The 14,942-nt window shown below is 62.3% G+C and carries 17 protein-coding genes; 9 read left to right on the plus strand and 8 right to left on the minus strand.

Features of this window, described 5'->3' with window-relative positions:
- Window positions 1–10: 10 nt before the first annotated feature.
- Both HMPREF2698_RS01775 and bioB read right to left on the minus strand, forming a co-directional pair.
- Window positions 11–265, minus strand: a complete 255-nt coding sequence (locus HMPREF2698_RS01775) for a biotin synthase auxiliary protein BsaP (protein ID WP_070520374.1) — start codon at window positions 263–265, stop codon at window positions 11–13.
- The gene (bioB, locus tag HMPREF2698_RS01780) at window positions 265–1,245 is read right to left on the minus strand and encodes a biotin synthase BioB (protein ID WP_070520377.1); all 981 of its coding nucleotides are present in this window, start codon (window positions 1,243–1,245) and stop codon (window positions 265–267) included. Before bioB ends, HMPREF2698_RS01775 begins: the two co-directional genes overlap by 1 nt.
- Window positions 1,246–1,323: 78 nt before the next feature.
- Here bioB and HMPREF2698_RS01785 point away from each other — a divergent pair, with 78 nt between their 5' ends.
- Window positions 1,324–2,646, plus strand: a complete 1,323-nt coding sequence (locus HMPREF2698_RS01785; RefSeq protein WP_070520381.1) for a M20/M25/M40 family metallo-hydrolase — start codon at window positions 1,324–1,326, stop codon at window positions 2,644–2,646.
- 35 nt (window positions 2,647–2,681) lie between these two features.
- Window positions 2,682–3,182, plus strand: a complete 501-nt coding sequence (locus HMPREF2698_RS01790) for a hypothetical protein (protein ID WP_369821999.1) — start codon at window positions 2,682–2,684, stop codon at window positions 3,180–3,182.
- 4 nt (window positions 3,183–3,186) lie between these two features.
- On the opposite strand, the gene HMPREF2698_RS12830 is transcribed toward HMPREF2698_RS01790, so the two are convergent.
- Window positions 3,187–3,483 carry a CHY zinc finger protein gene (locus tag HMPREF2698_RS12830; protein ID WP_083299197.1) on the minus strand — a complete coding sequence of 99 codons (297 nt, stop codon included), beginning with the start codon at window positions 3,481–3,483 and terminating at the stop codon, window positions 3,187–3,189.
- Entirely contained in the window at window positions 3,483–4,310 is an 828-nt protein-coding gene (locus tag HMPREF2698_RS01795) for an esterase/lipase family protein (RefSeq protein ID WP_070533500.1), read from the minus strand. The genes HMPREF2698_RS12830 and HMPREF2698_RS01795 overlap by 1 nt, the downstream gene beginning before the upstream one ends.
- A gap of 104 nt (window positions 4,311–4,414) precedes the next feature.
- On the opposite strand from HMPREF2698_RS01795, the gene HMPREF2698_RS01800 reads away from it, so the two are divergent.
- A complete protein-coding gene (locus tag HMPREF2698_RS01800) occupies window positions 4,415–4,933 on the plus strand; it encodes a hypothetical protein (protein WP_070533502.1) in 519 nt (172 codons plus the stop codon).
- Between the two features lie 2 nt (window positions 4,934–4,935).
- On the opposite strand, the gene HMPREF2698_RS01805 is transcribed toward HMPREF2698_RS01800, so the two are convergent.
- On the minus strand, window positions 4,936–5,349 hold the full coding sequence (locus tag HMPREF2698_RS01805; RefSeq protein WP_070533503.1) for a hypothetical protein: 414 nt from the start codon (window positions 5,347–5,349) through the stop codon (window positions 4,936–4,938).
- Window positions 5,350–5,397: 48 nt separating this feature from the next.
- On the minus strand, window positions 5,398–6,114 hold the full coding sequence (locus tag HMPREF2698_RS01810; RefSeq protein ID WP_070533505.1) for an ASCH domain-containing protein: 717 nt from the start codon (window positions 6,112–6,114) through the stop codon (window positions 5,398–5,400).
- A 263-nt stretch (window positions 6,115–6,377) separates the two neighbouring features.
- Here HMPREF2698_RS01810 and HMPREF2698_RS01815 point away from each other — a divergent pair, with 263 nt between their 5' ends.
- Window positions 6,378–6,866: a hypothetical protein gene (locus tag HMPREF2698_RS01815; RefSeq protein WP_070533507.1), complete on the plus strand. Its 489-nt coding sequence runs from the start codon at window positions 6,378–6,380 to the stop codon at window positions 6,864–6,866.
- Window positions 6,867–6,901: 35 nt separating this feature from the next.
- Here the strand turns inward: HMPREF2698_RS01815 and HMPREF2698_RS01820 are convergent, their stop codons facing one another.
- Complete coding sequence (locus HMPREF2698_RS01820) at window positions 6,902–8,383, minus strand: multicopper oxidase family protein (RefSeq protein WP_070520396.1); 1,482 nt, start codon at window positions 8,381–8,383, stop codon at window positions 6,902–6,904.
- 71 nt (window positions 8,384–8,454) lie between these two features.
- On the minus strand, window positions 8,455–9,030 hold the full coding sequence (locus HMPREF2698_RS01825) for a CueP family metal-binding protein (RefSeq protein WP_070520399.1): 576 nt from the start codon (window positions 9,028–9,030) through the stop codon (window positions 8,455–8,457).
- 403 nt (window positions 9,031–9,433) lie between these two features.
- Between HMPREF2698_RS01825 and HMPREF2698_RS01830 the strand changes: the two genes are divergently transcribed.
- The 5 genes from HMPREF2698_RS01830 to HMPREF2698_RS01855 all read left to right on the plus strand — a co-directional run bounded on the left by HMPREF2698_RS01830 (window position 9,434) and on the right by HMPREF2698_RS01855 (window position 14,695).
- Complete coding sequence (locus tag HMPREF2698_RS01830) at window positions 9,434–10,156, plus strand: response regulator transcription factor (protein ID WP_118781224.1); 723 nt, start codon at window positions 9,434–9,436, stop codon at window positions 10,154–10,156.
- Window positions 10,153–11,280, plus strand: a complete 1,128-nt coding sequence (locus HMPREF2698_RS01835; RefSeq protein WP_070520402.1) for a sensor histidine kinase — start codon at window positions 10,153–10,155, stop codon at window positions 11,278–11,280. Before HMPREF2698_RS01830 ends, HMPREF2698_RS01835 begins: the two co-directional genes overlap by 4 nt.
- A 140-nt stretch (window positions 11,281–11,420) precedes the next feature.
- A complete protein-coding gene (locus HMPREF2698_RS01840) occupies window positions 11,421–11,747 on the plus strand; it encodes a heavy-metal-associated domain-containing protein (RefSeq protein ID WP_070520404.1) in 327 nt (108 codons plus the stop codon).
- Between the two features lie 51 nt (window positions 11,748–11,798).
- Entirely contained in the window at window positions 11,799–14,033 is a 2,235-nt protein-coding gene (locus HMPREF2698_RS01850) for a copper-translocating P-type ATPase (protein WP_070520407.1), read from the plus strand.
- Window positions 14,034–14,080: 47 nt separating this feature from the next.
- Complete coding sequence (locus tag HMPREF2698_RS01855; protein WP_049151221.1) at window positions 14,081–14,695, plus strand: YdhK family protein; 615 nt, start codon at window positions 14,081–14,083, stop codon at window positions 14,693–14,695.
- Window positions 14,696–14,942 lie beyond the last annotated feature (247 nt).

The following is a 14,942-nucleotide window of genomic DNA, read 5'->3' on the forward strand; positions in this document are numbered from 1 at the left end:
GTGCCCCAGCTTACGGAAGTACCTCCTCATAGAGATAGTCCGAGTCGAGCTCGCCATGGCGCGAGCAGCGCGCGTTCCAGCCGTCCGGGCGCACCTGCACCACCATGCGGCGCCCGCACAGCTGGCAATAGCGCGGGACGTCCAGGCCGGCCGCGGCTGCCGGGTGCAGGGTGAATTCCTCGCTTAGTGGTTTCCCAGTGTTGGGGTGGAACAGCGGCTCCTCGCCGGCGAGTACGGCAGCGGCCAGCTCCGTCGAGCTGTTCATTAGAGCGCCTTGATGGGCAGGTCGATGCGGCCGAGCATGTCGACGTCCTTCTCGATCTGCTTGCCCAGCGTGGTCAGGTAGTTTCCGGCGATGATGGCGTTGATGCCGCCGAGGAGGCCCTTTTCGGTGCCGTCGTCACCGAGGGAGAGCTCGCGGCCGCCTGCAAAACGGAGGGTCACGGACGGCATGGCCAGGCGGAATGCGGCCACGGCGCGCAGCGCCTCACCGAGCGGGACCAGCGGGTAATCCGCGAACGGGGTGCCCGGGCGGGGATCAAGGAAGTTCATCGGCACCTCGCAGGGCTCGATCTGGGCCAGCTGGTAAGCGAATTCGGCGCGGTCTTCTAGTGATTCGCCCATTCCGATGATGCCGCCGGAGCAGACTTCCATGCCGACTGCACGGACATTCTCGAGGGTCTCTTTGCGCTCCTCCCAGGTATGCGTGGTGACCACGTTGGGGAAGAAGGACTTGGAGGTCTCCAGGTTGTGGTTATAGCGCTGGGCGCCCATGTCCTTGAGGCGCTGCGCTTGCTCGCGGGTCAGGGTTCCGAGCGAGAGGGAGATTTCGATATCGACTTCATCCAGGATGGCCGGAATGGCCTCGGCAACCTGGGACAGGAGGTTCTCATCTGGGGCTTTCACAGCTGCCACGATGCAGAACTCCGTCGCACCCGTCTTGGCCGTCTTCTTGGCGGCCTCCACCAGCTCCGGAATGTTGAGACGCGCGGCGCGTACGGGAGAATCAAACAGGCCCGACTGTGAGCAGAAGTGGCAATCCTCCGGGCAGCCGCCGGTCTTAATGGAGATGATGCCTTCCACGGACACGTCCGGACCACACCACTTGAGGCGGGTCTTGTGGGCGATGTCCGCGATCTCTTCCAGCTGCTCATCCGGGATCTGGAGAACCTGCAGGAGTTCTTCTTCGTTGAGGCCGATGCCCTGCTCCAGGGCCTTCTCGCGTGCGATGTCTACGATGCTCATGCGGGAAACATTACTTGAACACCGTTCAAGTTGTGGTAAATCTGCCGGTTTCATGTAGTCCGGGCTACCCTTTAGGCCATGGATTCCACGCTCTACGACGACACCCTCGCACTGCTTCAGCAGCTCATTCGCAATGCCTGCGTCAATGACCTCACTCCGGATTCCGGCCACGAGGTCCGCAATGCCGACACGTTGGAGCGGTTTTTCGCAGGCACCCCGGTGGAGATTCAACGCTATGAATCGCACCCGGGCCGCGTCACCATCGTGGTGACCGTTCCGGGTGACCCGGACAAGGAGCCGCTCACGCTCATGGGCCACACCGACGTCGTGCCCGTCGACGAGCCCAAGTGGACCAAGCCACCTTTCGACGCCGTCATCGAAGATGGCAAGCTCTACGGCCGCGGCGCGGTGGACATGCTCTTTATTACGGCGACGATGGCGGCGGTGACTCGCGATGTCGCTCAGCGCGGCAACCCCGGCGGCACCCTGGCCTTTGTCGGCATGGCCGACGAGGAGGCCCGCGGCGGCTTGGGCTCCATCTGGATGGATAAGCACCACCCGGAGGCCTACTCGGTGCGCAACTGCCTCTCGGAAACCGGCGGCAGCCACCTGCCCGGCGCGCTCGGCTTCAACGTCGGTGAGAAGGGCGCGGGCCAGCGCCGTCTGCACGTGCACGGCGATGCCGGCCATGGCTCCACGCCGTTTGGGAAGGACTTTGCCATCGTCAAAATCGGTGAGGTTGCTCGCCGCATCGCCGCCGCCGAGCCACCCGTGGCCACGGATGAGGTGTGGCAGGGATTCGTCAAGACCTTCCGCTTCGACCCCGCAACGGAGGCAGCGCTTCTCGACGGCTCCGCTACCGCGGCCGACTATGAAAAGTTCGGTAGTTTGTCCGCCTACGCTCACGCCTTCTCGCACACGACAATTGCCCAAACTGTCCTGCGCGCGGGTGGCGCCATCAACGTGCTGCCTTCCCACGCCTACCTGGAGATGGATATCCGCCCCTTCCCTGGCCAGACCCAGGAGGAGCTCGACGAGTTCCTGCGTGAGGCCCTCGGCGATATGGCCGACGAAGTAGAGATCGAGCACCTTATTACGGAGGACGCCACACAGTCCTCCACCGATACTGAACTGTGGCGCTGCATCGAGGAGACCGCCCACGAATTTTTTCCGGATAAGGAGGTGCTGCCGGTGCTGGCGACGGGTGGTTCCGACCTGCGCGTGGCGCGTCGCCGCGGCGGCAACGCCTATGGCTTCGCGCTGCATGCGGAGGATCGGGATATGGCCAGCGCAAACTCGCAGCTGCACAGCCACGACGAACACCTCTACCTGGAAGACTTGGATTTGACTGTGAAGGCGTATTTTTCGCTGGTAAATCGTTTCTTAGGAAGCGAGCACTAACGCAAACGTGTAAAAGCTGTGGCACAATGTGGCGCATGAGAAATAAGCTTGTCCTCTGCTCCGTTGCTGCTGCCATCGGCCTGTCCGCCCCTACCGCATCCGCCGACATGGTGGATGACTACCTGGCCAAGGTCCCTGCCGGCCAGATTTCCTGTGAGCAGGCCACCAAGTACTACACCAATCCGTCTGACTACAACAGCAAGAAGTCCCAGGCGCTGGCTGCTGCCAACTTCCACCCGCGTGGTCCCGAGATCCGCGACGCCGTCGCCCGCGCCGACGAGGCCATCGCTCGCTGCGGCCTGAACGGTGGCGGCGGCAACACTGCTCCTGCTCAGAACACTGCACCAGCTAACAACACTGTCCCTGCCAACAACGGTGGTGGTGCCCCGGCAAATAACGGCAATAACGCCCCATCGAACAACGCTTTTCCGACCTTCCCGGTGACCATCGGCAACTTCACCTTCAACGTCCCGGACATTCTGGCGTACCTCAAGACCCTCGTCGAGGGCACCCCGCTGGCCCAGCTTTTGCCGTAGAAGACTAGCGGAAATACGTCCCCGCGTGCAGCGCACAGCCTGTATTGAAGGCATGCCCGCACGCGGGGCATTTATATGCTGAGTATTCGGCATAGGTCATTGTTCGGCCGCAGGCCCCGCACATGACGCAGAGCTGGTCTTTCGGCATGGGTCCGAATTCATGGTCGGTCAGCTCCGCGTGGCAGAGCGAACACGCGAACCATCCGCCGCAGGTGTGGCACTTGTTCGCAATGACGTCGACAAGCGTGTGCCAGTGACGGCACCGGCCGTCCGCATCGATGGCACCCTGGATGTGTGTCACTAACGCGTGAGCCCCCACAGAATCTGATCGTGCACGCGCGGGTCATGGGGTAGATTTCCATGTTCGACTGGGGCGGATTCCACATTGACCACGTCCGCGCCCGGAACAGCGCTCAGCTCCGAGGTCTGGTTCGGCGTCACGGTATTATCCGCCGGCGAATAGATGGACGTGTAAGTAACGCCGGGCGCGGTATCCGGAAGCTGGTTGAGATTCTCCATAAAATCCGAGCCCTCCAACTGCTCGATGCCAGCGCTGGTGCCGAGGAAATCAACCACATCGGGCGCGATCTTTGCGGCCGTCTTGAGGGGCGTTGCCCGCCCGCCCCACGTCGTCCCGTGGAAGTTCGCACCGATGGTGACCACGCGGTTCACTTCATCCGCTGAGCCGTAGAGTTGTGTGAAGGTCTTGGTGTGCAGGCCGCCCTGGGAGAAACCGACGAGGTTTACTTTGTTTGCTCCGGTGACCTCACGGATGTGTTCAATATGCCCGGCGATCTCGCGCCCGGAAGAATCTAGATCCGCAATCCCCTTCATGTAGTCGTAGGCGTTCTGGTACGCAATGTCCTCGGCGCCATAGTCGAAGGCCCACACGCACATCCCTTGGTCCTTGAGCTTCGGGATGAGATCGTTCCACTCGGCCGAGTTTGCCGAAGTACCGTGCAATAAAACAACGGGTTCAGTGACGGAACCCGTGGGCTTACAGTCAGGATCATTGATGCCGAGATCCTGCGCGGCGGAGGTCTCCATGGTCTGGGCATGAGCCGGAACGGGGGCGGCAGTGCCGAGGAGGATTGCAAGGAAAGCGCGCTGTAAAAAGCCGTTTTTCATGAGGCACCAGCTTATCCGCCGAGCCTGGCCAGCTACTGTGTGATTCCTGTGCGCAACTAGGGTACCCGTCACTACCATAGAGGTAGATAAACAAAGGACCTGAAATGAAGCGACTTCTCTGTATTGCCTCTGCGCTCTTTGTGCTCGGCGGCTGTTCCTCTCTCGACGTTGAATCCACCCCTGCGAGTGAGACGTCGTCAAGCACCAGCGTTACTGAAGACGCCCCACACCCCACCCTTCCCACTGCCGAGGAAAGCGCCGAAGATATCGGCGTGGATCAACCGCAAGAAGAAGTCATCGGCTTCACCGAGGCGCCCGGTGCGGCGCAACCTACTCCGATGGAGAAAGCCATCGAGTCCTGCGGTGATGTCTCGCTACACGAAACCGGAACGACATTCTTCAGCGATGGAACCTCTGGCTGGACACAGCAGTGTGCCGACGAAATGATGGCCGCAAATCCCCCAGTGCAAGAAGCTGCCGCTGTGTATGAAGCACCCGCCGTTGAAGAGAACTACGTTCACCCCGGCGCGTATTGCAACGGCGGAAGCGGGGTATCAAAGAGAGGTGTCCCGATGACGTGCGCCCCGGCATCGGACGGCAGGATGCGCTGGCAGAGCGCGTAACCTCATTCCGGCAGTTGCGGGCCTTTACCCCTCTTCCACAACGCAAAGGCGATGCCTCTGCGGATCAGTGCTGAAAGCCCTACGGGCAGGCAGCACAGGAGGGGCAAAGCAATGAGCATCTGGCCGATCCAGCCGAAGAGACCAAGCACTCCAATAACGACGAAAACGGCATCTAGCCGGAAATCTGTAATGTCCTTCCGCTGCATGGGCAGGGAAATAAGGTAGGCAATTCCCAGAAACACGAGTGCGGGAAGAACCACAAAGACCGCAAGGAAGCCGCTCTCAGCATCAGTTCCTTGCGTATCAACGAAAAAGACGGCCACCAGCAGCCCAACAAATGCGAACTCCACAAATGGTAACCGCAGCACAGGGAAATCTATAAGCCGCGGTGGCTGGGCGGAAGCGGGGCCGAACATACCGACAGTCTAGGCAAAACCCTTTCCCCGTCGTCTTTACCGAAGTAGTTAAGCCTTACGGAGCGTGAACTCTACGACGTCGACCTCATCATCCTCAGCTAATCCGGGATAGTGAGTATCGAGCGCTTCGTGGAGCTCAGCAAGAGAACCAAAGCCATCTCTTCGGGCTTGTTCCTCCGTCAAGGACCTCCGCTGGGTAGAGACGACAGAAGTGACTTCTGCGGGAATGGTGACAACCTCTCCGGATTCTTTCTCGAAGACAATCTGGGCGCTTCCTTCGTGGAAGGGGTCATCCACCCGAATGGTTTGTTGCTTTTCTCCGCTTCGAATTGATTCCTCGTAGCCTTCCCACATATAGATGCGTTGCTCTTTGTCCATGTCACGCCAGTTATATGCGAACGGTAAGAGCTCTTCCACGGTGAGTGCTTCAAGTCCATTGCTTCTGCGCACGATGCACCGGATAGACGGATCAGTATCAAATAGCACTTGGCGGCATTTTCCACAGGGCGAAAGCACCTGGCCAGTCGGACCGTGGACGGCGACTACCGCCCGGATGGGATCCTCGGGATGACTAGCAGCGTGGTTAGCTAAGGCCGAGATTTCACCACAGGGGCCACCGAGAAAATGGTATGCGTTCAAACCGAGCACGTGTTTGCCGGATTCAGTCAGGAGGGCTGCGGCTACGGTGTGATCTTCCCCGTCGTGGAAGCGCTGCGCATGGGTCGTGGCTACGGTCAGTAATTCTCGGAGTTCATTAGTAATCATCCTTCAAAGGTAGCTGTTACTGCCACAACTCCTAAGCCCAAGGGATCACAAATCTGTCACTGTCATTCACGGTAAATAAGGGCGAAAAACTTCGAACTTCTGGCCGCTATAATTCCCCGAAGATATCAATAACCCCGGCGATTTACTCCTACTTTCGTAGTGCAGGGATCGTTCCGGGGTTTTCAAAGCGCACATTATCATATCCATATGGAAATCCAAGCCCAGCCCAAGTACAGCTGTCCCAGTGGTTTTCATCTGCGCGAATGAGCAGGTACACCGATCATCCATCACCAGAAACGCTCTACCTTTGGAATACTCACCTCACGAAGACCTATCTCGCAGACATCGAACACCTCGAAGTACTCCTCCGAAATAGCATTCACAATGCCCTAACCGGAAGGTACGGCGAGCGATGGTTTGACGACGATCGAATCCCTTTCAACGATGCAGCGAAGAAGAATATCCGCAAAGCGAAGAAACGGGCCGGGAAGGAAGGCGCACCACCAGGAAAAATCATCGCTGAACTCAGCTTCGACTTTTGGCGCTTCCTCCTAAGCAGTCACTATCAGGCGAGCGTCTGGCCTCAGGTTAAGAAGGCGTTGAAGAAAACCCCTGGCAGCAGACAGCAGTTTGAAGATCTTGACTCCGTTGATAACGCCATCCAAATGGTGGCAAGCTTTATTGATCCTCATGCCGAAGCATGGATCAAGGACAATTCCCGAGTCCCCGATATACGGGCACAACGACCTTAGCTGTATACCGCAGGACAAAGCGGAAAAGAGCCGGGTTACTCGTAGCGAAGCGAGCTGAACATCCCGGTTTCCATGTGATAGGCGTTATGGCAGTGAAATGCCCACTCACCGGGGTTGTCAGAGATCAGGTCGGCGATCATGGTTTCACCGTGGCGGAGAAGGACGGTGTCCTTGCGTAGCCCGCCGCTGCCGGGCAGCGCCCACGTGTGACCGTGGATGTGCATGGGGTGGGGCATCATGGTCCTGTTGCGCATGACCATCCGCAGGCGCTGGCCCGCCTGCACGATCGCGGAGGAGGATTGGCCGTCGGTGAGAATGCTCCATTCATACGGCATCATCTGCCCGCCCAGGTCGATGCTGACTTCTCGGTCTGGTGTGTCCTCGGGCAGGAGTGCACGGTCTGCTGGCTTCAGGGAGGACAGAAGCAGTCCGGTGGACGACAACTCGGGGAAGTCGACATCGGGGTGAGGGGCCTGGCCGCCGGCGGTGCGGATGACGGCGAAGGCGCGGTCGTCTTTACCCACCGCCAAAGCCGTGAGCGGGAAGATGCCGTCGCCGAGGATGACCTCGACGTCGACACGCTCGCCCATCGACAGGTAGATCGATTCGGTCTCCCGGGGCTGGACGGGGAAGCCGTCGGTGTGGGTGACGGTCATGCGGTGACCACCGAGGGCCACCTTGAAGATGGTGTCACCGCCGGAGTTGATAAACCGCAGGCGGGCCTTGTCACCCGGGCGAGCCTCGAAGGTCCGGTGAGCACGGGGGATACGTCCGTTGATGAGGTAGTGCGGATACATCACATCGCCGGCATCCCCGCCCAGTACCCGGTCCGGGGTGCCGTGCATCATATGGCCGTGGCCTCCCATCCCCTTCTTCCCGTTATGGTCGCCCGAGCCCATTCCGGTGAGCTTGTCGAGCTCATCGTCGGGAGTGCCCTGAATGCCATCGACCCAGTCGTCGAGCACGATGGTCCACTCGACGTCCTGGTCCTCAGCGTCTTGCGGGTCACGGACGATCAGTGGGGCGTGGAGGCCGCGATCAAGCTGCAGGCCGGAGTGGGAATGGTAGAAGTAGGTGCCACCGTGGGGGACTTCAAAAACATAGGAGAAAGACTCGCCAGGTTCAATGGGGTCCTGGGTCATGCCGGGCACACCGTCGGCTGCGTTGTGGAGTGCGATGCCATGCCAGTGGATGGAGGTGCTCTCAGGCAGTTCATTGGTGATATCGACCTGGAGGACGTCGCCGACGGTGGCCTCAATGGCCGTATCCCCGGTGTCAGAGACGTATCCCCACGTCTTGGCTTCGATACCGCCGATATCCAGAGAGAGGGGCCGGGCGGTCAGTGTCCGGCGCACCGTCGGCTCGCCGAGCGCAGTGGGGGTGGGAGTGGGGCGAAGAGAGGAACCTGGTGCCGAGGCAGCGGGTCCAGGGTCGCTGGTGCAGGCGGCCACGGCCCCGGTGCCGGCGAGGACGAGCCCGCCGAGCAGAAACTGTCGTCGGGGAAACGCGTTCATCATGATTTAACCTTCCTTGGTGCTAGATTTCAGTGACACGGGAGACAGGTGCAGGTGAGGACCCTGCTGAGCCATCACGTCAGGCGCAGGTCTGTGACGCAGGTGGCACCGTCGTCGGCGGTGGAAAACTCCGTGGTGCCGGTACGCCCCTGGTAGCTGACCTCAATCAGGCCGGTGGCATCATCGGGAAGCCAGAAGCCAATAAACCCGTTGTCGAAGGTGGTTGTCGCCTCGTCCACCAGCACCTCACCGGTCGCCTCATCGGTGATCGTGACCTGGATATCCTCATTGTCGAGTTCCCCCAGGCAGGTCGTGAGGCTGTGGTAGAAGCAGTCGTGGGTGGAGGTGAGATAGGGTGCGATCGAGACATACGTCTGATTGTCGGGAAGATCGACCACGACTTCCTGGTCATCGCTCGAGAGCAGCAGTTCATCGGCACGCACTGAGGCGATCAGATCCGTGGGACGCTCCGTGACCTTCTGCCGGTCGAGGTGATCAATGATCTCCACCGCGTCCATGCCGGCCAGGCCATGGGTAGTCAGGAATGTATCCTGGGACACCGTCCCGTCGGCGGTGGGTTCCGGGTCGGCGGCCGAACACCCCGTGAGGGCGAGGGCAAGGGCGGCGGCTGCGATCGCTGCTCGTTTCACGTCAATCTCCTTGGATCGTGGTAAGACCGTGAGAAGACACCGCCTCAAGGTCGATGCCATACCTTTATCTAGCACGGGTGCCTGACGGACTAGAAATCAAAACCCCTGCTCACAGCCTTATAACAGGGCGAAAAGGGGGCGAATTCGGTGGGCTGGGTCACCACCGGGACACCACCCCACAGCCGTGGGCGATGTCCTTCTACCCGCCCCGGGTATGCGGTGCAGGCAGTGAAATCCCTGGTGGCGCCTGCTGAACCGACCAGGGGAGGCGATGCCGCCGGCCCGGGGTGGGGCGCAGGGGTGACGGCGGTCGAAGGGTGATGTTTGAAGATTTGATGAAGATTTCCCCGTTGGGCACTGAGCGAGGGTGATATTCCCCCTGGCCGGAGCGATACTGGGGTCCATGGCTAACCGCACACCGACCACCGCCACGCCCCCGGGGCGGGTGCTGGTCGTCGATGATGAACAACCCCTGGCTCAGATGGTGGCCTCCTACCTCATCCGGGCCGGCTTCGATACCCGCCAGGCGCACACCGGCACTCAGGCCGTGGACGAGACCCGTCGCTTTTCCCCCGATGTTGTGGTGCTGGATCTGGGGCTGCCCGAACTCGACGGCCTGGAGGTGTGCCGACGGATCCGCACCTTCTCGGACTGCTACATCCTCATGCTCACCGCGCGTGGCAGCGAGGACGACAAGATCAGCGGTTTGACCCTGGGGGCGGATGACTACATCACCAAACCTTTTAGCATCCGGGAACTGGTGACCCGGGTGCATGCGGTGCTACGCCGCCCGCGCACCAGCACCACCCCACCGCAGGTGACCACCCCCTTGATCGTTGGTGACCTCATCCTTGACCCCATCGCCCATCAGGTGCGGGTAGGGGAGACGACCGTGGAGCTCACCCGGACGGAGTTCGAGCTGCTGGTTGCCCTGGCCCTGCGCCCCGGCCAGGTGCTGACCCGCCACGACCTGGTCACCGAGGTCTGGGACACCACCTGGGTCGGTGATGAACGCATCGTCGATGTCCACATCGGCAACTTGCGTCGCAAGCTCGGCACCGACACCCGGGGCCGGGGGTTTATCGACACCGTGCGTGGCGTGGGCTACCGGGTGGGGCAACCATGAATCACGGACCCGGCCTGACCTTCCGCTTCCTGGCCGCCCAGGTGTTGGTCGTGGTGATTAGCCTACTGGTGGCCGCGGCCGTGGCCACGATGGTGGGTCCGACCCTGTTCCATGATCATATGTTGATGACCGGCCAGGAGGACCCCTCGCTGGAGCTGTTCCATGCCGAGCAGGCCTACCGGGGCGCCAACCTGATCACCCTGGCCGTCGCCCTGCCCACCGCCTTGATCAGCGCCCTGCTGGCCAGCCTGTGGTTATCGCGTCGTCTGCGCACCCCCCTGCAGGATCTCACCCGCGCCGCTACCAGCCTGACGGCCGGCAACTCCCGTATCCGCGTGCCCGCCGGAAAAGCAGGCCCCGAGGTCACCACCCTGGCGCATGCCTTCAACACCATGGCCGACCGGCTGGAACACACCGAACAGGTCCGCCGCCAGATGCTCTCTGATCTGGCCCACGAAATGGGCACCCCCTTATCGGTGCTCACGGTCTACCTCGATGGTCTCCAGGACGGGGTCGTGGACTGGAATAATGCCACCCACACGATCATGGCTGACCAACTCACCCGCCTGACCCGGTTGATGGAAGACATTGACGATGTCTCCCGGGCCCAGGAACACCGGATCGATTTGGACCTGGCGGAGGAAGGGCTCGGGGATCTGCTCCACACCGCCGCTGCTGCCGCGGGGGAAGCTTATGCTGACAAAGGCGTCGATTTACAGGTCGAGACCATTACGGACACCGCCCGGGTGCTCGTGGACCGGCAACGCTTCGGCCAGGTGATGAGCAATCTCCTGTCGAACGCGCTACGGCACACCCCGGCCGGCGGGCAGGTCCGGATCAGCGTCCACCGACAGGGGGCGTCCACCGCGCTCATCCACGTCGCCGATGACGGCGAGGGCATCCCACCTGACCAGCTCGGACACATCTTCGAACGCTTCTACCGGGGGGATGCCGCCCGCACCCGGGACAACGGCGGGGCCGGTATCGGTCTGACCATCTCCAAGGCATTGATCGAGGCCCACGGCGGCACTCTCACCGCCACCTCCCCCGGCCCCGGTCGCGGAGCGGTCTTTGCCCTCCGCCTCCCGCTGTCCCCTCCCGACAGTGAGGAGGCTGCTCGGTGACCACACCCTGCCCCGCGTGAGGGCCGCGACCTCGACCCATTGAAAATATACCCCCCTGGGGTATGCTGAAAATATACCCCCGGGGGGTATATGCTAGAGAGCGGCATCGCCGCACCCCACCGAACCGAAGGAGCTTTCCCATGATCACCTCCCCGCCCCGCCTCTTGCCGATGGCCTCCCACGGCTGCAGCTGTTGCGGACCTGCCTCACGTGCCGACACCGCCTCCATCCCTGCCGCCAGCGACTCGTCAGCAGGAGGGTCCTCCCCTAGCTACCAGGTCACCGGCCTGACCTGCGGGCACTGCGCGAAAAGCGTGACCCAGGCCCTTCAGGCCCTCCCCCAGGTCGACGACGTCCAGATTGATCTCGCTGCTGGTGGTGTTTCCACCGTCACGGTCACCGGTCTCGTACCTCCGGAGATGGTTCGCCGGGCCATCGAGGAGGCCGGCTACACCGTCTTATCCTGATCAGTTTTACTCATCATCTCGACCCCGACCGGGTTGAGCGAAAGGAACGTCATGAGCACTCCCCACCATTCGGGTGATCACCATGGTGATCACCCCGCTCCGGAAACAGACCACACCCACCACCCGGATCATGCCAGCCACGAACACCACGCAGATGCCGACACCCACGGCCAGGCGATGCCCCACGATCACCCGCACTCCGCCCTGGACGAAGACCACCACGTTCATAGTCACGGCGAACACGCCGGACACAGCACCGCAATGTTTCGGGACCGCTTCTGGTGGTCGCTGATTCTGTCCATTCCCGTCGCTATTTTCAGTCCCATGGTCGCCCACCTGCTCGGCTACCACCTCCCGGCATTCCCCGGATCCACCTGGATCCCCCCGGTGCTAGGCACGATCATCTTCGGCTACGGCGGAACGCCTTTCCTCAAGGGCGGATGGAAAGAACTGAAATCCCGCCAACCCGGGATGATGCTCCTGATCGCCATGGCCATCACCGTGGCGTTTGTCGCCTCCTGGGTCACCACTCTGGGGCTGGGCGGTTTTGACCTGGACTTCTGGTGGGAGCTGGCCCTGCTGGTGACCATCATGCTGCTGGGCCACTGGCTGGAGATGCGCGCTCTCGGGTCCGCGTCCTCCGCGCTTGACGCGCTGGCTGCCCTGCTGCCGGATGAGGCCGAGAAAATCGTCGACGGGACCACCCGCACCGTGGCCATCTCCGAGCTGGTCGTCGACGACGTCGTGCTGGTGAGGGCCGGTGCCCGGGTGCCGGCCGACGGAACCATCCTCGACGGAGCCGCCGAATTCGATGAGGCGATGATCACCGGCGAATCCCGTCCCGTCTTCCGCGACACCGGTGACAAGGTGGTCGCCGGTACCGTGGCCACCGACAACACCGTCCGCATCCGGGTGGAGGCTACCGGCGGGGACACCGCCCTGGCCGGGATCCAACGCATGGTTGCCGACGCCCAGGAGTCCTCCTCCCGGGCCCAGGCCCTGGCGGATCGGGCGGCGGCGTTATTGTTCTGGTTCGCGCTGATCTCCGCTCTGATCACCGCGGTGGTGTGGACCATCATCGGCAGCCCGGACGATGTCGTGGTGCGCACGGTCACGGTGCTGGTCATCGCCTGCCCACATGCCCTGGGCCTGGCGATTCCGCTGGTCATTGCGATCTCCAGCGAGCGGGCCGCGAAATCCGGGGTGCTCATCAAGGACCGGATGGCGCTCGAGCGGATGCGCACCATCGACGTGGTGCTCTTCGACAAAACCGGCACCCTGACCGAGGGTGCGCACGCGGTCACCGGTATCGCGACAGCTGTCGGCGTCACCGAGGGCGAGCTGCTGGCCCTAGCCGCCGCCGCGGAGGCCGACAGCGAGCACCCCGTGGCCCGCGCCATCGTGGCGGCCGCGGCCGCCCATCCCGAGGCCTCCGGTCGGCAAATCCGTGCAACTGGTTTCAACGCCGCCTCCGGCCGGGGGGTCCGGGCCACTGTCGATGGCGCTGAGATCCTCGTGGGCGGGCCGAACATGCTGCGCGAGTTCAACCTCACCACCCCGGCCGAGCTCACCGACACCACCAGCGCCTGGACCGGGCGTGGGGCCGGTGTGCTCCATATTGTCCGCGATGGTCAGATCATCGGTGCGGTAGCCGTCGAGGACAAGATCCGCCCCGAATCCCGCGCCGCCGTGAAAGCCCTGCAGGACCGCGGGGTGAAGGTCGCGATAATCACCGGCGACGCCCAGCAGGTGGCCCACGCCGTCGGTCAGGACCTAGGCATTGATGAGGTCTTCGCCGAGGTCCTGCCCCAGGACAAAGACACCAAGGTCACGCAGCTGCAGGACCGGGGTTTGAGCGTGGCCATGGTCGGTGACGGTGTCAATGACGCCCCCGCTCTGACCCGCGCGGAAGTCGGTATCGCCATCGGTGCCGGCACGGATGTGGCCATGGAATCTGCCGGGGTGGTCCTAGCCAGTGATGACCCGCGGGCAGTGCTGTCGATGATTGAGCTGTCCCAGGCCAGCTATCGCAAGATGATCCAGAACCTGATCTGGGCCTCTGGCTACAACATCCTCGCCGTGCCGTTGGCCGCCGGAGTGCTCGCCTCGATCGGGTTCGTGCTGTCCCCGGCCGTGGGCGCGATCTTGATGTCTGCCTCGACCATCGTGGTGGCCCTGAACGCCCAGCTGTTGCGCCGCATTGATCTGGATCCGGCTCACCTGGCTCCGACCGACGGGAAGGAGGAACACAGTGGGTCGATATCCCCCGTAACCGTTACTGACTGACCTTGTCTCTCGACCCCTAACTCACACCACCTTTGAAAGGAACGCTCATGAAACGCAGCATTACCCTCGCCGCCTTGGTACTGACCTCCACCCTGGCGCTGACCGCCTGCAGCGACGCCACCGACAACTCCGACGATGCCGACACCACCAGCACCACGACGGCAACCGCAGAGACCAACGAGACCCACCAGGAAGACACCACCACTGCCGACGAAGAGCACGGCGGGCACGACCACCCTGCCGACGGCGGGGCACCGCCGGCAGGCATTGAAGAGGCCGAGGATCCCACGTACCCGGTGGGCACTGAGGTCATCCTCACCGCTGACCACATGCCCGGCATGGACGGGGCTACAGCCACCATTTCCGGGGCGTTTGACACCACGACCTATTCGGTCAGCTACACCCCCACCGAGGGTGGGGCCCCGGTTACCGACCACCGCTGGGTCGTCCATGAGGAGCTCGTCGATCCGGGTCAGGCCCCCCTGCCCGACGGGGCGAGCGTTGTCCTGGATGCCGAGCACATGTCCGGCATGAAGGGTGCTGAGGCCACCATCGATTACTCCACCGAGGAGACGGTCTACATGGTTGATCTCACCGTCGACGGGATGACGATGACCAACCACAAGTGGGTCACCGAGAGCGAGATCCAACCCGCCGAATAGTCCACCCACCCTGAACCGCGAGACCAGACAAGGCACCCGCTCCAGAGTCGGTCATCAATCGCTGCCGACCATGCCGAAGCAAACCAGCCACACACGGAACCTGCACGCCCACAGGGCCCACGCTGAGGTAGGCCTTCTGTGTCACTGCTTCTCTTAGTCAGGGAAATATGCCCTGGAATGACCCTGGTGACAGGAGTTCATTCCAGGGCTTTGGGGGCTCTTCCGGTTTCGGGGTGCGTAGCGGGGT

The organism is Corynebacterium sp. HMSC072A02 (assembly GCF_001810085.1).
In the GTDB taxonomy this organism is placed as follows: domain Bacteria; phylum Actinomycetota; class Actinomycetes; order Mycobacteriales; family Mycobacteriaceae; genus Corynebacterium; species Corynebacterium hesseae.